The sequence below is a fragment of the Rhodococcus sp. 05-2255-3B1 genome (assembly GCF_002258545.1).
Classification (GTDB): Bacteria; Actinomycetota; Actinomycetes; order Mycobacteriales; family Mycobacteriaceae; genus Rhodococcoides.
In genome coordinates, this window is sequence record NZ_NOZC01000007.1 from 142,902 (window position 1) to 166,077 (window position 23,176).

Sequence of the window (23,176 nt, forward strand, 5' to 3'; positions counted from 1 at the left end):
CCAGTTACGGTGTCGTGGTCTCTATCCGGCACGCACGAGGGTGGCCACCCCGTCGGCAATCGCTGCCATCCCGGCTGCCGTCGGGTGCAACGGTGCCGCAGGATTCTGCGGGACGACCCCCTCGAAGTACCGCTGATCAGGAGCGACACACACGTCGTGGCCGACACTCAGCGCCTCGGTGTCGACGAACTCGGCACCGTGCTCTTCGGCCTGGGTCCGCAGGGCCTCGTTCATGGCGGTGATGCTGCCCTGGATGTAGTCGGCGTCCTCGGGGAGCATCGGTTGGGTGGGGAAGCAGCCGCCGTCCGGCAGGTAGGTGCCGTAGCCGACCACCAGAATCCGCGCATCGGGCGCACGCTCGGCCACCGCGTCGAGCATCGCACCCCAGCTCGGTGCGCTGTCGGCGATCGCCGCGGCCACGGTGTCGACGCCGCGTGCGGTGAGGCGGTCCCTGCAGACGTTGGTGGCCGAGGTGTCCGCGAACGTCAGGCACTGCACGGCCGTCGAGACCAGCCCGATGTCGTTACCGCCGATCGTGACGGTCACCAGATCGGTGTCCGGGCTCAGTGCATCGAGTTGCACCGGTACCTCACCGCTGGACGTGCCCTGCGGAGTGGAGACGATGTTCTCGGTGACGGCACCCGAGCAGGTGACGTCGACGAAGGAGCCCACGGCCAATTCCTCGGCGAGCACGTGCGGATAGTTGGCGTCGGACTGCTGACAACCCGGTGCGCCGACCTGGTCGGGGATCCGTGGGCCGGACGCGGCCGAATCACCCAACGCGACGTAGTTCACCGGCACCGCCGCATCGGACGACCCAGCGGATGCTTCCGACGATCCAGCGGGCGCTTGCGATACCGGTGAATTCGAGGAGCAGCCCGCCAGTACGCAGGCCGACACAGCAAGACCGACGATAATTCCCTGGCTCCTCACAGCTTCGACGCTACAGCTGCCGGTAATCTCGACCGGGTTGTCCGGGACATACAGTCCATCGCATCGAACAGAGGAATTACATGATCACCGCGTTCATCAACCAGATCCTCAGCGGCTTCGGCTCCATTTCCGCTGGTAGCAGCGGCTTCGAGCTGGCACCGGGAACGCTGCCCTTCGGGCTGTAGAGACCACCGGAACGCTCGCCCGCGCGGGGCCGACGATTGTTTCGGTGCCGCGCGGGTACCCCCGCATCATGACTACCCAGAACGACGACCAGAAGAACGCCGACACTGCCCCCGAGGCAAAACCGGATGTGACGTCCGATCCGGCCGCAGCGGCCGAGGACAACGATTGGTCGAGCGAAGGCGGAGCCGTCGAAACCGGTCCGGCAACCGACGACGAGCGAACCGCAGGCAACTAGCCGATCAGACGGCGGGGAGCGGCCCGCAACGTGCGAACGTCGCCGTCGGCAACGATGTGTTCCACCGTCTCGCCTCGGGTGCGCATCGACTCGTCGACGGCGAAGTTCACGCGAGCATCGCCGAGCCAATCTACGCCGACGACGATTCCCACCGTTCCCTTCGGGATTCCGCTGCGCCACCGCACGTGGCCCAGATTGCGGACCGTGATCACGGTCTCTCCGATCTCGAAGTGCCCCATACGCCCCCCCGGCTCGATTCTTGCCGACCAGTAGACCTCGAGCGAACCCCCTGTTCAAGCGGCGCATCCGCGCTTACATCGACCTCTCACAGCCTCGACGCCAGTCGGCACGATCACAATCCGGCGATGTACCGAGTTCGGGCGATCTTTCACGCCGAGCGGTATTTTTCGCTTTCACCATTTGCTGCTACGGCAACATTTCTTGCCAACCGACAGCCTCTGTCGGACACTGTCCACATGACTACAGACACCGATCGACACACTCCGGTCGACGCGATCATCATCGGCGGCGGAGTCGCCGGACTCAGCGCCGCCGTGGCTCTCGGCCGTTCCCGACGCTCCGTTGCCATCGTCGACGCGGGCGATCCCCGCAACGCTCCGGCAGCGCATTCCCACAACTACCTCACCCGCGACGGGGAGTCGCCTCTCGAGCTGGTTCGACTCGGCCGAGACGAGGCGCGGCACTACGGCGCGCGCATCGTCGAGGGCATCGCGACGTCCGCGAATCGCACCGACACCGGGTTCGAGGTGAGTCTCGCCGACGGTTCCGTCGTCCGCGGCCGCCGCCTCCTGGTCACCACCGGTCTCACCGATGTCCTGCCCGACATACCCGGCCTGGCCGGTCGCTGGGGGCGCGACGTGTTGCACTGCCCGTACTGCCATGGCTGGGAGGTACGCGATCGCAGGATCGGCATCATCGGCAGCGCCATGGTCGGGCACCAGGCCCAGATGTGGCGTCAACTCACCGAGCACGTCACCGTGTTCGCGCACACGGCAACGGAATTGGCGCAGGCAGATCTCGAGCGACTTGCCGCCCGTGGCATCGAGGTGGTCGACGAGGAGATCGCTCGGGTCGATGTCGACAACGACGCCATCGTCGGAGTGACCCTCGCGAGCGGCACGCAGATCCGGCTGGACGCGCTGGTCGTGGGCCCCAACTTCACCTCCCGCGCAGACATCCTGGTGTCGCTCGGGATCGGCACGACCGAGATGGTCATGAACGATCACGTCCTCGGCACGTATGTCGAGGCCGATCCCGTCGGTGCCACATCGGTGCCCGGGGTGTGGGTTGCAGGCAACGTGGCCGCGCCGATGGACACCGTGGTGGCGGCGTCCGCGGCCGGAGTCAAGGCAGGTGCCGCGATCAACGGTGACCTGATCGAGGAAGAGGTCCGCATGGCCGTCGAACGAGCGAAGGCGATCGCTTCCTAGCTACCGAGGGCCGCCGCCAGGCCCTCCTCGATCGCCGGCTTGCGAACTCCGAGCTCGGCGAGGGTGGCGTCCTCGTTCTCCAGCAGTGCCAGCAGAATGTGTTCGGTACCGATGTAGTTGTGCCCCAACCGAAGCGCCTCGCGGAAGGTCAGCTCCAGAGCCTTCTTCGATCCCGCGTCGAACGGGATGAGGGCGGGCAGCGGATCCGCCGGTTCCGGTAGCGTGGCAGCCACTGCCGTGCGGATCCGTTCGGGCGTGAGGCCCTGAGCGCCCAGCAGTTTCACGGCCACTGCCTCGGGTTCACCGAGCAGGCCGAGAATCAGGTGCCCGGTCGTGATTCGGTCGTTCGCGGCGGCCCGCGCCTCGTTCTGCGCGCCGACGACCACGTTGCGAGCCCTCGGGGTGAAGCGCGAGAAACCCTGATTGGCATCGAGATCGGCGGGACCGTCGCCCCCCTTGGCGACGAAGCGCTTCTGCACCGCCTGCTTGCTGACCCCCATGGACGCACCGATGGCAGTCCAGGACGCCCCGGACCGACGCGCTCGGTCGACGAAATGTCCGATCAGGTGATCGGCGACCTCGCCGAGGGCATCGGCGGCGATCACCGCGCCGGAAAGCTGGTCGAGCGCATCGGTGTGCACTTTCTCGATGGCCTCGATGAGGTCGTCGAGACGGACGGGGTTGGACATCTTCAATGGTTCGGTCATTCGTCAACCCTAAGTTGACGACTCTAAATCGTCAACACTTGGTTGACGCCGCGATGAAATCGCAACATCTGTTGAAGTTCTTCGCCCGCCAGGTCCGACTTCGTACCCGAACACGCTGCGCAAAGACGTATATTCACCGATGAAGGTGCCGCGAATAGCCATGCGAACGCCACGCGCGAGAAGGAAGTAGGTCCTTCGATGAACACGAAGGTCGCTGCGCCCTTCGCCATGCACACCAAACGGATCGCCGGACTGGTGGCAGTGGTCGTCGTCGCGAGCACCGTCTTCGTTCTCGGCGACGCCGGAGTGCGGGCCGGTGTCCTCGCGACCGTCGCCGTCGGTTCGGTACTGGCCATCAGCGCCGCGATCCGTCGATACCGTCCCGACGACTCGCGCTGTTGGTGGGCACTGTTCGGTGCCTCGGTGCTGTTCATGTTCGGGGTCTCGCTGCGCAGCGATCCCACCGCACTGAGTCATTCGTTCCCGCTGCTGCCGGATCTGTTCACACTGACCGGGTACGCACTCGTCGGGTACGCACTCTCGCGGTGGATCCGAGATCGTCAGTCGATCGACGACATCACTCCGCTCGTCGACGCCGGCCTGATCTTTCTCGGCACCCTGTTCCTGTCGTGGTTGCTGTTCATCTCCCCGGGCCTCGAATCTCCTCGTTCATCGGCATCGACGGTGGTCAACGGTTTGTATCCGGCGATCGACGCAGCGCTGATCACCTTGACCACCTACCTGCTGTTCTCGTCCAAGCCCCGTACCGTTGCGCTGCAGTGGGCCCTGATCGCACTCGTCGCGACACTGGTCGGCGACGTCTCGTACGCCTTCGCGGCCACCACCGACGACGCTCCGTCCTCGGGATTGCTCGACGGCATCTACCTCTTCGCGTATCTCTCCCTGGCGATGGCCGCCCTCGATCCGTCGATGCGCACCGTCTCGCAGCGGCAGACTCCTGCACCGGCGCACAGCAGCCGCCGCGTCGTGTTCGTGGTGACGCTGCTGGTCGTCTGCGCCACGGTGCCGCTGCTGGGCTCGGCAGTGTCCACCGGAGATCTGATCGTCCGGTCCCTGTTGCTCGCATCGATCCTGGTGGGCGCATTCCTACGCGGCGAGCGTGCGCTGACCCGAGTGCAGGTCGGCGAGGAGCACGCGAAATACCTGGCCGCTCACGACCTGTTGACCGGCCTACCGAACCGCACGATGCTCGACGAGGAGTTCACCCGGCTCGAGCGGACCCAGACTCCGGGACGCACGTGCGTCCTGTTCGTCGACCTCGACAACTTCAAGATGGTCAACGACTCGTACGGCCACCGCGTCGGCGACGAACTCATCGTCGCCGCAGCGGGACGCATCCGGGCCGCAGTCGGTGCCACCGACACCGTGGTCAGGTACGCCGGTGACGAGTTCGTCGTGCTGACCCGCCGCGATCGCGGTGGAGCGGAAGCGTTGGCCCGACGCATCATCGATCGGACGAACGAGCCGTTCCCCCTGAGCGCCGCGACGGCATATGTCACGGCCTCGGTGGGAATCGCAGACGCGGACCGATTGCACGACGCCATCCGCGAGGCCGACACCGCGATGTATCACGCCAAATCGCTCGGTGCGGCGCGGTACGCGTTCTTCGACGAGTCGCTGCGTGCGCGAGCGACGTCCGCGATCGAGACCGCCACCGCATTGCGCGGCGCGATCAGACGCGGCGAGCTCGAGGTGTACTACCAGCCGATCATCGAGACCACCTCGCGTACCACCGTGGTCTACGAGGCACTCGTGCGCTGGAACTGGCAGGGGCGAGTGCGCACCCCCAACGAGTTCATCCCGATCGCCGAATCGACCAATCTCATCAAGGAGATCGGCGAATGGGTGCTGCGCACCTCGATTTCCGATCTGGCGACACTGCGTTCCAACGGGCAGAAAGTCACCATGTCGGTGAACGTGTCCCCGCTGCAGCTTCGAGACGATTCGTTGCCGGTCATCGTCGCCCGACTGCTCGACACGTACGGCCTCCACGGAGCAGATCTGGCACTCGAGATCACCGAGAGCGTCCTGATCGACGACATGGGCACGGCGAAGAGCGTTCTCGACCGACTCGCCGCGATGGGTGTGCTCATCGTTCTCGACGACTTCGGTATCGGCTACTCCTCGCTGAGCAGGCTGCGCGCGATGCCGATCGCGCTGCTGAAGATCGACAAGTCCTTCGTTCACGAGATCGGCAGTTCGGAATCGGACACTCAGCTGATTCGCGCCATCGTCGCCATGGCGTCGGCGCTGCCGGTGGCCACGGTGGCCGAGGGCGTCGAGACCGAGGAGCAGGCTGCGATCATCGAGGCTCTCGAATGCCGCTTCGCGCAGGGCTTTCTGTTCGGCAGACCTGCACCCGTCGCACACTGGCTTCTCGAATCCGCCGAGACCCGTCCCGGCAGGTGATCCGGATGTTAGCGTCGGGCGGTGTCTGCAATAGGAGTGCACCGCTCGACTGTCCTTGCCTGTGCCCTGCTGCTGGTGCCGCTCGCCGCGTGCAGTAGCGGCGAGAGCACCGATCCCGACTCCGCGGCCGAGAACAGCTGTGTCCTCGGTGCCAGTGGAGGTACGCCTGTGAACGCGACGCCGAGCGCGAGTTCGGGCGACATCTCCACCAATCCCGAAGTGGCGACCGGGTATCGATCGAACATGAGCCCGGTGGAGACGCCTTCGTACTCCGTCTCGACCGCCAACCCGGTCTCCACCGAGGCCGCGTGTGCGGTTCTGCGCGACGGCGGCACCGCGGCCGACGCCCTGATCGTTGCGCAGACCGTGCTCGGCCTCGTCGAGCCGCAGTCCTCGGGCATCGGCGGCGGAGCCTTCCTGATGTACTACGACTCGGCCACCGGCGAAGTACAGAGCTACGACGGCCGCGAGACCGCTCCGATGAGTGCCACCGGGGACTATCTGCGGTACATCGACGACGTCAATCGCACTCTGCCGCAACCCGATGCCCGTTCCAGCGGGCGGTCGATCGGCGTTCCTGGAGTGCTGCGCATGCTCGAGCAGGCCCACGACGATCACGGGACCAAGCAGTGGGGCGACCTGTTCCAGCCCGCAATCGGTCTCGCCGACAACGGAATCGAGATCAGCCCGCGCATGGCGTCCTCCATTGCCGACTCGGCACCGAAGCTCGCCCTCGATCCCGCGTCCAAGGAGTACTTCCTGCAGCCGGACGGCACCGGTAAGCCGGCCGGGACGGTTCTGAACAACCCGGCGATGTCGAAGACGCTCTCCGCCATCGCAACCGGTGGTGCCGACGCCTTCTACACCGGTGACATCGCGCAGGCCATCGTCGATGCGTCCGCCGACACCACCGCAGGTCGCACTCCGGGACAGATCACGCTGGAAGATCTCGCCGCGTACGAGCCCAAGACCCGTACGGCCGTGTGTACCGAGTACCGCGATCACGACATCTGCGGGATGCCCGGCCCGTCCTCGGGCGGTATGGCGGTGGCGTCGACGATGGGCATTCTGTCGAACTTCGATCTGGCGCAGTACGCGCCGACGGGGATGGACGCCAACGGCGGAACCCCGACGGCCGAGGGCGTGCACCTGATCGCCGAGGCCGAGCGCCTCGCCTACGCCGATCGTGACAAGTACGTCGCCGATCCTGACTTCGTTCCCCTGCCCGGTGGGTCGCCCGATGCACTGCTCGATCCCGAATACCTCAGCGAGCGAGCAGGACTGATCGACGAGGGCAGGTCCATGGGCACAGCGCAGCCCGGCGACTTCGGCCCGGTGCAGTTCGCCTCGTCCACCGATCCCGAGTACGGCACCAGCCACATCTCCGTCGTCGACAGCCAGGGCAACGCGGCCTCGATGACGACGACCGTCGAGTCGGCCTTCGGCTCGTTCCACATGGTCGACGGCTTCCTGCTGAACAATCAGCTCACCGACTTCGCGGCATCACCGGTGGCCGAGGACGGCACGCCGGTGGCCAACCGCGTCGAGCCGGGGAAGCGTCCGCGCAGCTCGATGGCTCCGACGCTGGTCTTCGACCGGGGCGACGACGGTGCGCGCGGCGATCTTGTACTCGTCGCCGGCTCTCCCGGTGGTTCGGTGATCATCCAGTTCGTCGTCAAAACATTGGTGGGACTGCTCGATTGGGGCATGGATCCGCAGCAGGCGGTGTCGATGGTCGACTTCGGTGCGGCCAACACACCGTCGACCAATTACGGCGGCGAGCACCCGAACGTCTCGGGCGAGAACGACCCGGTGGTCGCGGCGCTGCGCGAGATGGGCCACCAGGTGTCCGTCGCCGACCAGTCCAGCGGCCTGAGTGCGTTGCAGCGCACCGACGGCGGATGGATCGGGGGAGCAGACCCGCGCCGCGAAGGTGAGGTACTGGGAGGATAGGGGTCAGCTCACGAATCGGTAGCCCATACCCGTTTCGGTGATGAGGTGCACCGGCGCGGCCGGGTCACGTTCGAGTTTCTGTCGCAGTTGGCCGAGATAGATTCGTAGATAGTGCGTTTCGCGCTCGTGGCCGGGTCCCCAGACGGTGCGCAGAATGTCCTTCTGCGACACCAGCTTGCCCTCGTTGCGTACCAGCAGTTCGAGTACACCCCACTCGGTGCGGGTCAGGTGCACGTTCGCACCATCTCGCACAACGGTTTTCGTAGCGAGATCGACGGTGAAGTCCGCGGTGACGACGACGGGGTCGGCGACGGAGTGCGGTCCGCGGCGCAGTGCTGCGCGCAATCGGGCCAGCAGCTCGTCCATGCCGAAGGGCTTGGTGACGAAGTCGTCGGCGCCGGCGTCGAGCGCTTCGACGGTATCGGCGGAATCGGTGCGCGCCGAGAGCACCAGGATCGGTACGTCGCTCCAGCCGCGCAGCCCGGCGATCACGTCGATTCCGTCGATGTCGGGCAGTCCGAGGTCGAGAATCACGATGTCCGGGTGGAAGTTCGCGGCCACCCGCAGCGCCTCACCGCCGCTCGCCGCGCTGACCACCTCGAACCCACGCACATTGAGATTGATCCGCAACGCCCGCACGATCTGCGGCTCGTCGTCGACGACGAGCACCCGCACCTTCACCTGCCCGCCGCCTTCAACTCGACCGTCATCGTCAGCCCGCCGCCGACGGTGTTCGATGCCGTGACGGTACCGCCCATCGCACGCACGAATCCCCGCACCACCGACAATCCGAGCCCGACGCCCACCGAGTTGTCCCGATCACCGAGACGTTGGAACGCGTCGAACATCGTGTCCTCGGCACCCTCGGCGATGCCGGGTCCGTGGTCGGCGACGGAGATACTGGCCCACTCACCGTGTGCGGCGGCACTGACGGTGATGTCGCCGACGGGGGCGTAGCGGGCACTGTTGTTCACCAGATTCGCGAGCACCCGTTCGAGCAGGCCCGGGTCGGCCAGTACCTCCACATCGCCCACCTCGACACGCACTCGGTCGTCCGCTCCGACCAGTGCGCCACCGAGCACGTCGTCGACGAACACCGGACGCAGGCTCGGCTGCACGACGCCTGCCTGAAGCCGCGAGGAATCGAGCAGATTGCTCACCAGAGCGGTCAACTGATCGGCCGATTCGTCGATGGTCGCGAGCAATTCGTCGGTGTCCTCGGGCGAGAACTGAACGTCGGTGCTGCGCAGAGACGAGGATGCCGCCTTCACCGCCGACAGTGGTGTCCGCAGATCGTGGCTGACGGCCGAGAGCAATGCTCGACGCAACGCGTCGGCCTCGGCGAGAGCGTTGGCTCGGCTGGCCTCCTCGGCGAGACGGCCCTGCCGAACCATGCCGGCGGCCTGGTTGGCCACTGCCGCGAGTACCCGCCGATCGTGCGCGTGTGTGCGTTCGCCGACGAGCAACAACGTGAAGTCGCCTGCGTCGACCTCGGTGTCGGCCCCGGCACGATCGACGGGAGCCTGCGCACCTGCGCTACCGACGATGGACCCGGACTGGTTGTCCCACAGAGCCACTCCGCTCTGGCGGTACGTTTCGCGGGCGCGTTCGAGGAGGGCGGTCAGGTCGGCTCCGCGCAGCACCGATCCGGCGAACAGCGTCAACAGTTCGGCTTCCTGGGTCGCCCGCCGTGCCTGACGCGTGCGTCGGGCTGCCGCGTCGACGAGCGCAGCGACGGCGACGGCGACGAGGAGCAGCACGACGGTGACAACGAAGTTGTCGGGCTCGGCGATGGTGAGGCTGTATCGGGGGGTGGTGAAGAAGTAGTTGAGCAGGAAGCCCGCGATCAGCGCCGACAGTGCCGCCGGCGCAACCCCTCCCAGCAATGCGACGCACAGCACCACCATGAAGAACAGAGCGCTCTCACCGCTCGAGTCGAAGTCCGGACCGACCGTGCTGAGCACTGCCGCGGCCAGGCAGGGCACCAGAACAGCGGCGACCCACGCCAGAATGCGGCGCCGTCCCGAGTCGACCTGCACCCCCCATCGCCGGGCCTGCTCGTCGTGAGTGACCATGTGCACGTCGATCTTTCCCGAGTTCTGCACCACTGCCGCGCCGATACCCTCGTCCAGGATTCGGGCGGCACGTGACCGTCTCGAGGTGCCGATCACCAGCTGGGTCGCGTTGACGCCGCGGGCGAAGTCGAGCAGGGTCGACGGCACGTCGTCGCCGACGACGCTGTGAACGCTGGCCCCGAGACCGGCGGCGAGCTTGCGCACCGAACCCATCTGCGGTGCCGACACACCCATCAGCCCGTCACCGCGGACGATGTGCAGCACCATCAGCTCCGCACTGGACTTCGAGGCGATCCGACTCGCTCGGCGGAGCAGCGTTTCCGATTCCGGTCCTCCGGTCACTGCCACCACCACGCGCTCGCGTGCCTCCCACGTGTCGGTGATGCGATTGTCCTTGCGGTACTTCACCAGTGCCGCGTCGACCTGATCGGCGATCCACAGTAGTGCGAGCTCTCGCAGGGCGGTGAGGTTGCCACCGCGGAAGTAGTTGCTCAGTGCGGCGTCGACCTTCTCGGCGGCGTAGACGTTGCCGTGTCGCAACCTGCTGCGTAGCGCCTCGGGGGTGATGTCGACCAACTCGACCTCGTCGGCGGCTCGAACGACGCTGTCGGGCACCGTCTCCCGTTGCGGCACTCCGGTGATCTGTTGCACCACGTCGTTGAGCGATTCGAGGTGCTGCACGTTGAGGGTGGAGATGACGTCGATGCCCGCGTCGAGCAGTACTTCGACGTCCTGCCACCGCTTGCCGTGCACACTCCCCGGCGTGTTGGTGTGCGCCAGTTCGTCGACGAGCACCACCTGCGGCTGTCGGGCCAGGACGGCGTCGAGGTCCAGTTCCTGCGCCGAGGACCCGCGATAGTGGACGGTCGCCATCGGCAGCACTTCGATGCCGTCGAGTGCGTCTATCGTCCGCGCGCGGCCGTGGGTCTCGACCACCGCGGCCACGACGTCGCAACCACGGCTCCGCAGTCGGTGCGCCTCGCCGAGCATGGCGTAGGTCTTGCCGACTCCGGGTGCAGCGCCGAGGTAGATCCGCAGCTCACCCCTGTCCGCCACAGCCTGTCTCCTCACCCGGCCGGTATGTGTCCCGTAGTGCCAGGTTCAACTCCGGAACGTTCACCGCTTCGGCACCGAGTACACCGTACTGCGGTCCGTGGGTGTACTCGGCGACCAGAGCCTCGACATCGCTCACCGACGCTCCGTTGACCTGCGCCACGCGCGCGACCTGGATGGCCGCATACGCGGGACTGATGTCGGGATCGATACCCGACCCGGAACCGGTGACGGCGTCGGGCGGTACCGCCGACGGGTCGACGTTCTCGCGGTCGGCGATGGCGGCGCGGCGTTGCTCGACGAACGACGCCAGGACCTCGCTGGACGGTCCCTGGTTGGTCGGCAGCGCAGCCGCGGGATCCCCGGGGGCGAACGGGTCGTCGTCCGACACCGACCCGGTGACGCGGGTGTGGAAGTACGGATCCGGCTCTCCCGTAGCGACCTGCGGATCGACGCCGATCAGCGAGCTTCCGACGACGCAGCCCTCGGCGTCGCGCAGCGGCGAACCCTCGGCGGAGTCGGTGCCGATGCGGCTGATGCCCCAGACCACGGCCGGGTAGCCGATTCCGAGAATGACGGTCAATGCCAGCAGCACTGCGAAGCCTGCCACGACCTGGCGGAGAAATCCCTGTACGAAGCGCATGGTCAGCCTATCCCTGGAATGTGTCGAACGAGTAGATCGATGAGCCAGATCCCGACGAAGGGGCTGATGACGCCGCCGACGCCGTACACCAACAGATTTCGGCGCAGCAGTGCTGCCGCCGAGGCCGGAGTGTACCGAACACCTTTGAGCGCCAACGGAATCAGTGCAACGATCACCAGCGCATTGAAGATCACCGCCGACAGGATCGCCGATTCCGGCGTCGCCAGATGCATGATGTTCAGTCCACCCAGCTGCGGATAGACGGTGGAGAACATCGCCGGCAGAATCGCGAAGTACTTCGCCAGATCGTTGGCGAGGGAGAACGTCGTCAGCGCGCCACGGGTGATGAGGAGCTGCTTGCCGATCTCGACGATCTCGATCAGTTTGGTCGGGTCGGAATCGAGGTCGACCATGTTGCCGGCTTCCTTGGCCGCAGAGGTGCCGGTGTTCATCGCGACACCGACGTCGGCCTGCGCCAGAGCCGGGGCGTCGTTGGTACCGTCGCCGGTCATCGCAACCAGCCTGCCGCCCTCCTGCTCCTGCCGGATGAGCGTGAGCTTGTCCTCGGGGGTCGCCTCGGCCAGGTAGTCGTCGACGCCCGCCTCGGCGGCAATGGCCTTGGCGGTGAGTGGATTGTCGCCGGTGACCATCACCGTCCGAATTCCCATGGCGCGCAGTTGAGCGAACCGCTCGGCGATGCCCGGCTTGACCACATCGGAGAGTTCGACGACGCCGAGAGCGCGGGCAGCAGAACCGGTTTCGCGGACGGCAACCACCAGCGGGGTACCGCCGTTCTGGGCGATGTCGTGCACGGTGGCGTCGAGGTTCGCTGTGCCGCCGCCCTCACGAATCCAGCCGTAGACCGAATCTGCTGCACCCTTGCGGATCTCCATGCCCGGTAGATCCAGACCGCTCATCCGGGTCTGCGCGGTGAAGGCCACGAACTCGCCGCGCTCGGATTCGCTTTCTGTCGTTACGGATTCGAAGTCACGCTCGACCAGTTCGACGATGCTGCGCCCCTCGGGGGTACCGTCGGCCAACGACGACAACCGGGCGGCGCGCGCCAGCTCGACGGCATCGATGCCCGTAGCCGGGTGCAGTCCGGTCGCGCGCCGATTACCGAAGGTGATGGTTCCGGTCTTGTCCATCAGCAACGTGTCGATGTCACCTGCCGCTTCCACGGCACGGCCGGACATCGCCAGTACGTTGCGTTGCACCAACCGGTCCATTCCCGCGATGCCGATGGCCGAGAGCAGTGCCCCGATGGTCGTCGGAATCAGGCAGACCAACAGCGCGATCAGCTGGATGGGATCCTGCTGCTGCCCTGCGTAATCGGACATCGGACCGATGGCCACCACCGCGAAGAGGAACACGATCGTCAGCGAGGCGAGCAGGATGTTCAGAGCGATCTCGTTCGGCGTCTTCTGCCGAGCCGCGCCCTCGACGAGGGCGATCATCCGATCCACGAACGTCTCACCCTGGGCTGCAGTGATTTTCACGACGATCTCGTCGGAGAGCACGACGGTGCCGCCGGTGACGGCGGATCGATCGCCGCCGGACTCGCGGACCACGGGTGCCGACTCGCCGGTGATCGCGGATTCGTCGACGGTGGCGATGCCCTCGATGACGTCACCGTCACCGGGGATGACCTCGCCTGCCGAGACGATCACCTCGTCGCCGACATTCAGTTCCGCGCCGGCCACCTCGGTGACGACGAATTCGGCACCGGAGGGAGTGCGTCGTCGAGCAACGGTGTCCTGCTTCACTTTTCGCAGGCTCGCGGCCTGCGCCTTGCCGCGCCCTTCGGCGACGGACTCGGCGAGGTTGGCGAAGAGCACGGTGAACCACAACCACCCGGTGACGAACCACGCGAACACCGACGGTTCGGCGATCGAGAGGACGGTGGTGACGATGGAGCCGAGGAAGACGACGAACATGACCGGGTTGCGGGCCAAGTGTCGTGGATCGAGTTTGCGGAACGCTCCGGGTACGGCCGTTCTCAGTGACAGGTTCATTGCATGGCCTCTGCTATGGGTCCGAGAGCAAGTGCGGGGAAGAAGGTGAGGGCGGCGACGAGAATCGCGGTACCGATCAGCAAGCTGCCGAACAGCGGACCGTCGGTGGGGAGGGTTCCTGCGTTCGGTGCGCTGCGTTTGGTCGTTGCGAGTGAGCCGGCCAGCGCCAGTACGAAGACGATCGGCAGGAAGCGGCCGAGCAGCATGGCGATGCCGAGGGAGATCTGGAACCAGTCGCTGGTGACCGTCAGTCCACCGAAGGCGCTGCCGTTGTTGTTGGACGCCGACGCATACGCGTAGAGCACCTCGGTGAACCCGTGGATGCCGGGATTGCCCTGATAACTCGTGGTGGATTCGAGAATCACGGTGATGGACGTGCCGACGAGCACGAGGATCGGCATCACCAGTACCGACAGCGCTGCCATCGTGATGGCGCGTCGGCCCAGTTTCTTGCCGAGGAATTCCGGGGTCCGGCCGACGAGGAGCCCGCCGACGAAGACGGCGATGACCGCGAGCACGAGCAACCCGTACAGACCGGTGCCGACACCGCCGGGCGCGATCTCGCCGAACAGCATGTTCAGCAGCACGGCACCGCCGCCGAGCGCGGACATGCTGTCGTGCGCGGAATTGACTGCACCGGTTGATGTTCCGGTGGTGGAGACGGCGAACAAGGCCGATGCCGGGATGCCGAAGCGAACTTCCTTGCCTTCCATCATCGCGCCGGCAGCCGTTGCTGCGACTCCCCGAGTACCGGACTCGGCATAGAGGGTGACCGCCAGCAGGACTCCCCACAGTGTTGCCATCACTGCAAGCAACGTCAGACCCTGCTTGCGGTTGCCGATCATGGTGCCGAAGGTGCGGGTGAGTGCAACCGGGATCAACAGCAGAGAGATGATCTGCACGATGTTGGTCAGCGGGGTCGGGTTCTCGAACGGATGCGCGGAGTTGGCCGCGAGAATGCCGCCGCCGTTGGTGCCGATTTCCTTGATCGCCTCCTGGGATGCAACGGGCGCAAGCGCATTGGTGACCGTCTGTCCGTCCAGGCCGGTCGAGGTGAAGCCGGTGGAGAAGGACATGATGGTGCCCTGCGTCAGTAGGATGACGGCCACCAGCAGCGAGAGCGGCAGCAGAATGCGCAGCGTTCCGCGGGTGAGATCGACCCAGAAGTTGCCGAGTTCACCGCCTGTGGACACACGTACAAAGCCGCGGATGACGGCGATCGCGACGGCGAGACCGACTGCGGCGGAGACGAAGTTCTGCACCGCAAGGCCCAGCGGCTGCGTCAGGTTCGACAGCGTGGTCTCGGGGACGTACGACTGCCAGTTGGTGTTGGTGACGAACGACGCCGCGGTGTTGAAGGCCATCGCCGGGCTGACCCCCGACAGGCCCCCGTTCAGCGGCAACACGCCTTGGATCCGCTGGAGTACGAACAGGAACACGACGCCGGCGAACGAAAACCCGAGCAGGCTGGTGGAGTAGCCGACCCACGTCTGTTCCGAGGACGAATTCACCCGGGCCACCCGATAGAGCAGGCGCTCGACACGCGTGTCGTGGGACGAGTCGAACACCCGGGCCATGTAGTCGCCGAGCGGCACGTACGCCACGGCCAGGACGACGATCACAGCGCAGATCTGGAAGAACCCAACCACGTCAGAACCTCTCCGGATCGAGGAGAGCGACGAACAGGTACACCGCGACGAACGCGGCCACCGTGAGACAGAGCAATTCGGTCATTGCTCGATCCTGAATCCCGCCACCGGCCACAGCCGGTTTCCTTACGCTTTCTTACGACCGCAACCAGCGGCTATGACGCAATATTTACGCCTACCGCTCCTCGATGTCGTCGACGCGTATCTCCACCACATCGCGATCGAGGGTGACGCCGAGCAGATCCGAGACGACATCGATCGCGATGGTCGCCAGCTCGTCTCCCGCAGCCTGCAGGTCGTCGCCGTACACCCCGATCACCGCGACGAACAGACCGATGCAGGCGTGGTCGTCGAGATGGAGGTCGATCTCGGTCGGCTGCGCACCGTGAACGTCCGCCAGAGCACGACGGAGCGTGGTCTTGACGATGTGGTCGCTGACCTGCAGCGAGTCCTGCGGATCGGCGCCGGAGCCGGCAGGAAAGGCGCTGTCGACGGGCCACGTACGCCTGGTCGTATTACGGACCTTCGAGATGATGGATGCGCTGATATCCACCCAATTCGGTTCCTGAGGTGCGTCCCGAAGTTCGGTGGCAGCACGCGCGAGAACCGAATCCGGCTCTACTGGGTTCGCCATGTTGCCAACCTTTCGCTCAATGTTGCTCGTGCTCTGGTCAACTGACCACGTACCGCTCCTGCGGACAACGTCATGATCGCGCCGATCTCCGGGTGAGTCAGGCCCTCGACCTCGCGGAGCAGCCAGCAGGCTCGCTGGCGGTAGGGCAGTTCGGCCAGTGCGACTCCGAGTTCGGCCATGAAGCTGTCGGCCTCGACATCCGCCTCGGGATCACTGCCCGCACCGGTGCTCTTTCGCTCGAATACCCAATCTTCTGCGGGAGGAACGCTGCGACGTCGTCGATGATCGATCACTTTGTGCGACACCAACGAGAACAACCATGTTCGCAGAGCCGAGTCGCCTCGAAAGTTGTCCAGCCCCTTCCACGCTGCGACGAACGCGTCCTGCACCACCTCCTGGGCCGCACCCTGATCGGACAGCATGTTTCGCGCGTACCGAAACATCTCCGGACCGTAGCGCCGGACGATCTCCTCGAACGCATCCGTCTCGCCGAGCGCGGCTGCGCCGACGAGTACGCGGTCCGATGCATCAACCCACTCCATCGGGCCCCCAGTTCACGTAGCGGTCATCGATCACGCATGTCTTCGATACCGGTTTACCAGCGGACGTAATCTATGACGTAGATCACTTTATTCGGACGTGCGTTTCGACCACCGAGCTACGACCAACTCCTGTCACACACTCTGCACGACATCCAACGAAGAGAGGCATTCATGAGCTCCACGACGGACACCAAGGCAACCGTATCCGCAGCAGGCGAGGGAAAGACCGACATCACCACCAAGTCGGACTCCGTGCTCGTCAGCTCGCAGGGCCGCACCACCATTGCCGACACCGTCGTCTCCAAGATCGCCGGTATCGCCACCCGTGAGGTCCAGGGCGTCCACGCCGTCGGCGGCGGAGCGAGCCGCGCGATCGGTGCCCTGCGCGAGCGCATCCCCGGTGCCCGCGTCAACCAGTCGCAGGGCGTCTCGGTGGAGGTCGGCGAGCGTCAGGCCGCAGTCGACATCGACATCGTCGCCGACTACGGCGTCTCCATCGCAGACCTCGCAGCGGGCATTCGTCGCAACGTCATCAACGCCGTCGAGCGTATGACCGGTCTCGAGGTCACCGAGGTCAACATCGTCGTTCACGACATCTACCTCGACGACGGCTCGGACGACGAGGAGACCACCGAGGCTCCCTCCACCCGAGTGCAGTGACCGATCCGCACATGACGGAGCGTGACAGGTCCGAGGACATCGCCGACGCCGTACTGGCGGTCGACGGTGTCGTCGGGCTGCACGGCGGCATGTTCGGCGAGGCAGCTACCTACCTTCCCGGACGACGCATCGCCGGCATCCGGATCGACGACGAAGGCACCGAGGTCCACGTCACTCTCGAGTTCGGGGTAGCGGTGCGCGAAACCGCCGACGCCGTGCGCAGCACAGTGGCAGCGATGGTCGACGGGCCCGTGCACGTCACCGTCGAGGACATTGTGCGAGTCTGACCAGGTGAACGAGCATGCAGCGCACGACCGAGCCGCCGCCTACAAGGCGGCTCGGCGCGCTGTGGCGCGCGAACACCACCCGGATCTCGGTGGAGATCCGGCTCGCTACATGGCCGAACTCGCCGAGGTCGACCGACGCTTCGCCGTACTTCCCTCGACTCCGACCAATGCAGCGAGCGCGCCGACGGCATTCCGCGCCTCGCCGATTCCGTCCTCGCTACGCACTCTGCCCAAGCGGATCGCTCGGATCCGCAAACGCGTCACCAGGCGCAACTACTTCGAACTCTGAGTGGAGATCAACACCATGACCACTGCAACCATCGGTTTGTTCGTGGGACTTCTGCTAGCCATCGCCGCAGCGGCCGGCGGTTTCACCGGCTTCCTCATCGCCATCGTGCTCGGCGGCCTCGGATTCTTCGTCGGCCGCTACGTGGACGGCGAACTGGACCTGAACTCGATCATGCGTGGTCGCGGTCGTGACTGAGACAGCTGCTGTAGACCCCGGTGAGCGCGGCTCTCTGGAGATCAAGCACAAGGCCGTCGAGCGACTCGCCGTCCTCGCTGCCCGCAGCACCGACGCGGTCGCCGGACCCCAGCCCGGACTGCGGGTCCTGGGTGGGCGTGACCTACCCAAGGCCGACGTGACGATCAGCGGCTCCCGCGTTCGCGCTCAGGTCGCGGTAGCGGTCACCTGGCCCTCGCCGCTGGCGAAGGTCGCCGCCGACGTTCGCGCCGCAGTCGCACGAGACCTGTCCGAACTGGGCATCTACACCGTCGACCGAGTCGATGTCACCGTCCAATGTGTACCCGCCGAGACCACCCGTGAAGAAGGGAGAGTGCAATGAGCGAGAAGGCAAGCAAGAAGCCGGTAGCCAATCCCACCGCAGCCGTACCCGCAATCCTGTTCGCGCTCGTCCTCATCGGTGCCGGCGTGGTCCTCGGCCGCGAGGCGCTGCTGAACCTCGGTGCCATCGACGGCCCCGAGTGGGTCGGCCCCGCCGCCACGAGCCTGGACGGACTCACCGCGCAGCCGTGGATGCTGCCGGGAGGAATCGCCGCAGTCGTGGTCGGGTTCGTTCTCGTCATCGCTGCACTGCGTCCTCGGCGACGCACCCACCGAGCCCTCTCCGAGCAGGACGTCTGGCTCCGCAAGGGCGACGTCGCAACCGTTGCCCGCACCGCCGCACTCGACAGCGTCGGCGTCGATTCCGCAACCGCCAAGGCCGGCAACAAGAAGGTCACCGTCGCGGTGGCCACCGTCGCCGGCACGGACACCGCGGAGCTGAAGTCCTCGGTCGTCACCTCCGTGGACGACGCCCTCCGCCCACTCGCGTCGGCTCCCAAGGTCCGCACCCGAGTGCGAACGACAGGACAAGCATCGTGAAACGCGCAACCGCTTCGGTCGACCGAACCAGCACCGCCGTCGTCGGCCTCGCCCTGATCGCCCTCGGCGGCGGAGCAATTGCCTGGGAGCAAGGAAGGTTTCCCGGCCGCGAACGTCTCGACGCGGCCTTCGTCGACACCGCCGTCGACGCAGGCTGGTGGCCCTGGGCTCTCGCAGCAGCCGCCATCGTCCTCGTGCTGCTCGGTCTGTGGTGGCTCCTCGCGCACCTGCCGCGACGTTCGGTCGGCACCGTCGCCTTCGCGTCGTCAGCGGATGCAGATGTCGACGGCCGACTCAGCGTCGACCTGGGAACCGCTGCCCGGAGCGCCGCGAAATCCCTGGCCGCTCACGAGGGCGTCGTATCGGCGACCGGCCGTTCGGTGTCCGATCGCGGCCAGAGAGTCGTCGAGATCACCGCGACGCTCGATCCCGCGGTGACGTCCCTCGACAAGGTGGCAGGCGCAGCGGCGCAAACGCGCAACGACATCGTGACGTCGCTCGACGGAACACCGGCGGCCGTCCGAATCCTGCTGCAGTGCGGCAAGTCTCGGAAACAGGTCGTTCGCGTCAGCTGACACCTGCGGAGAACTCGATCTCCCCGATCAACCCATGGTGGTCCGATCCGGGGAGATCGATTCGTTCCAGAGACCGAGCACGACCGGTGTTGGTGAGAATGTGGTCGATCCCGACGACGGCGGGTGTTCCCTTGTCGGTGGGGTACGTGGGAATCAGCCCCTTCCCCAATTGCGCTGCAACGTCGGAATATCCGGCATCGAGTAGGTTGCGGAACTTCTTGTGCGAATACGTCGTGTTGAAGTCGCCGCTGACGATCACCGGCCCGGTGACCGACGCCGCCGCCAGATCGTCTCGGAGCGTGTCCAATTCGGCGGTCCAGATGTCGGCCGGGGTGACGTAGGCGGGCCCGGGATGCACCGCCAGCAGCGTGACCGGCTCGGAACCGGGGACCTCGACCTCGGTGGCCAGATTCACCGGACCGTATCCGTCGAGTTCACGGTTGCCCGAGATCGGGTAACGGCTGTAGATTCCGGCTCCGCCGCCGCCTGTCACGTACGGCTGGAGGTAGCTGTAAGGGAAGAGCTCCTCCATGCCGGCGTCGCGGAGGCCGACCACCGACGCGTCGGTCAGTTCCTGGATCGTGACGACGTCGACGGAGTGATCGCGGGCCTGACCGACCACGACAGTCGGATCGGCCAGCCCGATCATCAGGTTCGCCTGCATCACACGCAGCCGCACGCCCTCGCTGCCCGTCGCGTCCTCGGGTGCCGCGTCCGCTATGTAGAGCGGTGCGTAGGCGAATGCGCCTGCGGCAAGCACCAGCGCAGAAACTCCCGCCAGGACCCAGCGCCGACCGATCAGCGCCACCAGGGCACCGACCACGACAGCGATGAACATCAACGGAACGAACGACGCCAGCGCGATCAGGACGTTGACCCGGGTGTCGGTGTAGTAGACGCCCAGTGCGACGAGCCCGGTCACGATGCCCAGAATGGCGATCGTTCCGGTGAGAATTCGTATCCAGGTTCGTTGCATCGAACCGAGGGTAGCTACGCCCGGATGCCGATGACCAACGCTGTGATGGTCGTCCAGGTCAGCGACAACAATCCACGCACCGCCGAGAACGAGAACGCCGTGGACCACACCGTACGCGTCGACGGTTCCTCGACCGGAAGTCCGGCGAATCGATCGGCCAGCCAATCCAGCGTCAGTGGCGCACTGAGCGGGTGCAGCGACAGGTGTTCGCTCAGCCGATCCCGTAGATAGGTCACGTGCGCACCGGCCTCGATGTACCGATCCACCTGCCCGTCCACGTCGTCGACGGCGATGATCTGATCGTGCACCGACTGGACGACCAGCAACGGAGCCGTCGGAGCCGTTCGTCCCGGCTGGATATCCAGGAACACCTGCACGATCTCGGGCAGCGCCAACAGATCGGCCAGCGGAACGTCGATGTAGTGGTCCAGGTCGTGTCGAGCCAGTTTGCTCACCGCACGCACGGTCGTCATCGACTCGACGGAATCGAGAATGCGCATTCCGTCCTCGTTGACGTGCTCGCGAATCACCCGATCGAGCTCGGGGTAGGTGCGCCGTAGGCCCGCCACCACCAGCGTCGGCAACGCTGCGTGCAGCGTCGCATTGAGCCGGGTGAACGCCGACCCCGGATCTCCGACGGGCGAGCCGAGAGCGGCACCGACCACCTCGATCTCAGGCGCGTACTCCGGCGCCATCTCCGCCGCCCAGGACGTCGCGAGTCCGCCGCCCGAGTAGCCCCACAGCGCAACCGGCGTACTCGAATGCAGGTCGAGCGGCTCGAACGACAACGCCGCGCGAACGGCGTCGAGCGTGCAGAACCCGGGTTCCTGCGGCGAACCCCAATGTCCGTCGGGACCCTCGTGATCCGGGATCGAGATGGTCCACCCACGGCGCAAGGCATGAAGTACAAGCAGGAACTCGAACTGCGGAACGGCACCTAACGCCCGGGAACCACGCCGAAGCGCGTACGACGGGAAACACGAGGACGCGACGCCGTCGATCGCACACTGATACGACAGCAGAACCGGTTCGGCGTTGCGCGGACGCAACACCGTCGTGACGCTGGCCTGGGGAAACCCGCCGAGATCAGCGGTGCGATAGAGCAGCTGCCACGCGTCGACGCGCTGGCGTATGCGACCGAACATCGCGACCTCGACCGGCCGCACCTTCAGAATCGTCCCGGGTGGAGCTGCCTCGTATCCCTCGGGCGCTGCATAGAAGGGATCGTCCTCGGGCCTGGTCGCGTCACTGCAGCTCGGTGCTCGTTCCACCGGCCAGGGCTGTTCGTCCCCCAATGATCTGTCGACGCTCATGTCCCACCGCTTCTTGTCCGAGTCTCGTCGTCACACTAACTTGCCCTCGACGACGCCGTTTCATGCAGCCCGCTGCCAATTGGTGATCAGGACATCGGTCGCGTAGCTGAGATCGAGGCCTTCGCCACCCCAGTCCGGAACGATGGCGTCGGGTGCGATACCGCCGTACTGTCGCCTGATTTCGTCGGCGTCTCCCGACATCGCGGGAGCGTGGATGATCTCGGTTCCCGAGGGATGGCGAAACGAGAAGCGTTGATCGCCGAGGGCTTCGATGAAGAAATATCCGTCGTGCAGCGCACGGTGGTGTTCGCCGCACAGCAGGACCAGGTTGTCGAGTGACGTCGCACCTCCCCGTGAGCGATAGGTGACGTGGTGAGCATGCAGAAATCGAGTGCGGCCGCACCCGGGTACCGTGCAGCATCGATCCCGAATGATCAACTGACGCAATTGGGTTCGGCTCGGAACTTTCGCCGTCGAACTCCACCGCACAGTTCTACCCAGCCGGCCGTGGCCGACGGTCCGCATGACCGCGGAACACAGCACCTGAGCGAGGGTCTCGTCGTCGAGGCCCGGCCCGTCGTCGAAATGAGCGTGGTCGGACCCTGCTTCGTCGACCCCACCGATGTGCACCAGCACCTCGGCAGCAGGAGAGACGACCGGTGAATCCATCGCAGCGCAGACCATCTCGGCCATGGCAATCATCGCCGGCACCGGGTTGAGCGGTGCCGGGGCCGCCCGGTCACCCTCGGATTCGCCGTCGGTCCTGGTGCGCTCGTACTCCGCCCTGGTCAATGCAGCGAGAAACCGCTTACCGTCCTCGGGCCGAAAGCGGGCCGTCAACACGAGCGAGCCGTCGTCCTCATCCCAGCGCCACCGCCCAGCGCACGGGTCGAGGTCGACGCCGTTTCCCTTGGTCGGACGCATCGCCTTCTTCAGACCACGGCAGAGGCGTTCGATGTGCGCAGCCGGGGCGTCGAGCGCCTTCTGCAGCAACGACGCCTCGTTCTCGGCCGTCGCAACGCGAGTCATCGCGCGCACCTTCGAGTACGAGATGGTGCCGTTCAGATACGCCGAGGTGATCAGCGGCAGCTCTCGCATGGCCTTGGCCACGCGCACCTGCTCACGAGCGGTGTGCAGATCGACCCCCGCACGCCACGACAACCAGTGCGCACAGGACCGCACTTCCCAACCCGCCCATCCGCGTCGCGCATCGAACTCGCCCACCAGAATCAGATACTGCGCCGACGCCGCCGCGATCCGACCTGCCAGAGCGCAGATTTCGGTCTCGATTTCCTTCGTCTCGATCCGCCCCGCCTCGGATCCCGCGTCGACCATGTCGATCATGAACGCCCCCATTCATCGAATGCATGTTCGAGAAATGTACGACGAGGCACCGACAGAAACTCTCCCACGATGCCCGACGCGTCCCCGCGGGGACGTTGTCACGAGGCGATGCGCCGGGCACGGGAGTCGGC

The 23,176-nt window shown here is 65.9% G+C and carries 25 protein-coding genes; 11 read left to right on the forward strand and 14 right to left on the reverse strand.

Annotated features, from left to right (window positions below; translation table 11 throughout):
* Window positions 1–21 precede the first annotated feature (21 nt).
* Complete coding sequence (locus CH249_RS04840; RefSeq protein ID WP_256988112.1) at window positions 22–801, reverse strand: SGNH/GDSL hydrolase family protein; 780 nt, start codon at window positions 799–801, stop codon at window positions 22–24.
* 385 nt (window positions 802–1,186) lie between these two features.
* Between CH249_RS04840 and CH249_RS27795 the strand changes: the two genes are divergently transcribed.
* Window positions 1,187–1,354, forward strand: coding sequence for a hypothetical protein (locus CH249_RS27795; protein ID WP_176459194.1), 168 nt, complete (start codon window positions 1,187–1,189; stop codon window positions 1,352–1,354).
* Here the strand turns inward: CH249_RS27795 and CH249_RS04845 are convergent.
* A complete protein-coding gene (locus CH249_RS04845; protein ID WP_032397313.1) occupies window positions 1,351–1,566 on the reverse strand; it encodes a hypothetical protein in 216 nt (71 codons plus the stop codon). The genes CH249_RS27795 and CH249_RS04845 overlap by 4 nt on opposite strands.
* Before the next feature lie 264 nt (window positions 1,567–1,830).
* Here CH249_RS04845 and CH249_RS04850 point away from each other — a divergent pair, with 264 nt between their 5' ends.
* On the forward strand, window positions 1,831–2,805 hold the full coding sequence (locus CH249_RS04850) for an NAD(P)/FAD-dependent oxidoreductase (RefSeq protein WP_094682480.1): 975 nt from the start codon (window positions 1,831–1,833) through the stop codon (window positions 2,803–2,805).
* On the opposite strand, the gene CH249_RS04855 is transcribed toward CH249_RS04850, so the two are convergent.
* Window positions 2,802–3,512: a Clp protease N-terminal domain-containing protein gene (locus tag CH249_RS04855; protein WP_179272817.1), complete on the reverse strand. Its 711-nt coding sequence runs from the start codon at window positions 3,510–3,512 to the stop codon at window positions 2,802–2,804. The two genes, CH249_RS04850 and CH249_RS04855, sit on opposite strands and share 4 nt — an antisense overlap.
* 198 nt (window positions 3,513–3,710) lie before the next feature.
* On the opposite strand from CH249_RS04855, the gene CH249_RS04860 reads away from it, so the two are divergent.
* Both CH249_RS04860 and ggt read left to right on the forward strand, forming a co-directional pair.
* Complete coding sequence (locus CH249_RS04860) at window positions 3,711–5,942, forward strand: bifunctional diguanylate cyclase/phosphodiesterase (protein WP_094682479.1); 2,232 nt, start codon at window positions 3,711–3,713, stop codon at window positions 5,940–5,942.
* 21 nt (window positions 5,943–5,963) lie between these two features.
* Window positions 5,964–7,895, forward strand: coding sequence for a gamma-glutamyltransferase (gene ggt / locus CH249_RS04865; RefSeq protein ID WP_094682478.1), 1,932 nt, complete (start codon window positions 5,964–5,966; stop codon window positions 7,893–7,895).
* A gap of 3 nt (window positions 7,896–7,898) precedes the next feature.
* Here ggt and CH249_RS04870 read toward each other — a convergent pair whose 3' ends face one another.
* Genes CH249_RS04870 through CH249_RS04905 form a run of 8 tightly spaced genes read right to left on the reverse strand, consistent with a single transcriptional unit; the run spans window position 7,899 to window position 16,506 of the window.
* Window positions 7,899–8,576, reverse strand: a complete 678-nt coding sequence (locus tag CH249_RS04870) for a response regulator (protein WP_094646189.1) — start codon at window positions 8,574–8,576, stop codon at window positions 7,899–7,901.
* Window positions 8,573–11,026 carry a sensor histidine kinase KdpD gene (locus tag CH249_RS04875; RefSeq protein ID WP_094629096.1) on the reverse strand — a complete coding sequence of 818 codons (2,454 nt, stop codon included), beginning with the start codon at window positions 11,024–11,026 and terminating at the stop codon, window positions 8,573–8,575. The genes CH249_RS04870 and CH249_RS04875 overlap by 4 nt, the downstream gene beginning before the upstream one ends.
* On the reverse strand, window positions 11,010–11,666 hold the full coding sequence (locus CH249_RS04880; RefSeq protein ID WP_094682477.1) for a potassium-transporting ATPase subunit C: 657 nt from the start codon (window positions 11,664–11,666) through the stop codon (window positions 11,010–11,012). The genes CH249_RS04875 and CH249_RS04880 overlap by 17 nt, the downstream gene beginning before the upstream one ends.
* Before the next feature lie 2 nt (window positions 11,667–11,668).
* Window positions 11,669–13,681 (reverse strand): potassium-transporting ATPase subunit KdpB, encoded by a 2,013-nt coding sequence (kdpB, locus tag CH249_RS04885; protein WP_094682476.1) that lies wholly within the window; start codon window positions 13,679–13,681, stop codon window positions 11,669–11,671.
* The gene (gene kdpA / locus CH249_RS04890) at window positions 13,678–15,330 is read right to left on the reverse strand and encodes a potassium-transporting ATPase subunit KdpA (protein WP_032396875.1); all 1,653 of its coding nucleotides are present in this window, start codon (window positions 15,328–15,330) and stop codon (window positions 13,678–13,680) included. Before kdpA ends, kdpB begins: the two co-directional genes overlap by 4 nt.
* Window position 15,331: 1 nt before the next feature.
* The gene (locus CH249_RS04895; RefSeq protein WP_256981088.1) at window positions 15,332–15,445 is read right to left on the reverse strand and encodes a potassium-transporting ATPase subunit F; all 114 of its coding nucleotides are present in this window, start codon (window positions 15,443–15,445) and stop codon (window positions 15,332–15,334) included.
* Window positions 15,446–15,505: 60 nt separating this feature from the next.
* Window positions 15,506–15,964 (reverse strand): hypothetical protein, encoded by a 459-nt coding sequence (locus CH249_RS04900; RefSeq protein WP_045197616.1) that lies wholly within the window; start codon window positions 15,962–15,964, stop codon window positions 15,506–15,508.
* Complete coding sequence (locus CH249_RS04905; RefSeq protein ID WP_094682475.1) at window positions 15,949–16,506, reverse strand: RNA polymerase sigma factor; 558 nt, start codon at window positions 16,504–16,506, stop codon at window positions 15,949–15,951. The genes CH249_RS04900 and CH249_RS04905 overlap by 16 nt, the downstream gene beginning before the upstream one ends.
* Window positions 16,507–16,677: 171 nt before the next feature.
* On the opposite strand from CH249_RS04905, the gene CH249_RS04910 reads away from it, so the two are divergent.
* Genes CH249_RS04910 through CH249_RS04940 form a run of 7 tightly spaced genes read left to right on the forward strand, consistent with a single transcriptional unit; the run spans window position 16,678 to window position 19,412 of the window.
* Window positions 16,678–17,166, forward strand: coding sequence for an Asp23/Gls24 family envelope stress response protein (locus CH249_RS04910; protein ID WP_032396878.1), 489 nt, complete (start codon window positions 16,678–16,680; stop codon window positions 17,164–17,166).
* An 11-nt stretch (window positions 17,167–17,177) separates the two neighbouring features.
* A complete protein-coding gene (locus CH249_RS04915; RefSeq protein WP_094682539.1) occupies window positions 17,178–17,453 on the forward strand; it encodes an Asp23/Gls24 family envelope stress response protein in 276 nt (91 codons plus the stop codon).
* Window positions 17,454–17,457: 4 nt separating this feature from the next.
* Complete coding sequence (locus tag CH249_RS04920; RefSeq protein WP_094682474.1) at window positions 17,458–17,742, forward strand: hypothetical protein; 285 nt, start codon at window positions 17,458–17,460, stop codon at window positions 17,740–17,742.
* 15 nt (window positions 17,743–17,757) lie between these two features.
* Entirely contained in the window at window positions 17,758–17,937 is a 180-nt protein-coding gene (locus tag CH249_RS04925; RefSeq protein ID WP_032397316.1) for a hypothetical protein, read from the forward strand.
* Window positions 17,930–18,298 (forward strand): Asp23/Gls24 family envelope stress response protein, encoded by a 369-nt coding sequence (locus tag CH249_RS04930; RefSeq protein WP_158462582.1) that lies wholly within the window; start codon window positions 17,930–17,932, stop codon window positions 18,296–18,298. The genes CH249_RS04925 and CH249_RS04930 overlap by 8 nt, the downstream gene beginning before the upstream one ends.
* Entirely contained in the window at window positions 18,295–18,837 is a 543-nt protein-coding gene (locus CH249_RS04935; RefSeq protein ID WP_094629091.1) for a DUF6286 domain-containing protein, read from the forward strand. Before CH249_RS04930 ends, CH249_RS04935 begins: the two co-directional genes overlap by 4 nt.
* Complete coding sequence (locus CH249_RS04940) at window positions 18,834–19,412, forward strand: hypothetical protein (RefSeq protein ID WP_094629090.1); 579 nt, start codon at window positions 18,834–18,836, stop codon at window positions 19,410–19,412. The genes CH249_RS04935 and CH249_RS04940 overlap by 4 nt, the downstream gene beginning before the upstream one ends.
* Here the strand turns inward: CH249_RS04940 and CH249_RS04945 are convergent.
* Genes CH249_RS04945 through CH249_RS04955 form a run of 3 tightly spaced genes read right to left on the reverse strand, consistent with a single transcriptional unit; the run spans window position 19,405 to window position 23,045 of the window.
* Window positions 19,405–20,388 carry an endonuclease/exonuclease/phosphatase family protein gene (locus CH249_RS04945; protein WP_094682473.1) on the reverse strand — a complete coding sequence of 328 codons (984 nt, stop codon included), beginning with the start codon at window positions 20,386–20,388 and terminating at the stop codon, window positions 19,405–19,407. The two genes, CH249_RS04940 and CH249_RS04945, sit on opposite strands and share 8 nt — an antisense overlap.
* 14 nt (window positions 20,389–20,402) lie before the next feature.
* Window positions 20,403–21,701 (reverse strand): lipase family protein, encoded by a 1,299-nt coding sequence (locus CH249_RS04950; RefSeq protein ID WP_094682472.1) that lies wholly within the window; start codon window positions 21,699–21,701, stop codon window positions 20,403–20,405.
* Window positions 21,702–21,761: 60 nt separating this feature from the next.
* Window positions 21,762–23,045 carry an HNH endonuclease signature motif containing protein gene (locus CH249_RS04955; protein WP_179273131.1) on the reverse strand — a complete coding sequence of 428 codons (1,284 nt, stop codon included), beginning with the start codon at window positions 23,043–23,045 and terminating at the stop codon, window positions 21,762–21,764.
* Window positions 23,046–23,176 lie beyond the last annotated feature (131 nt).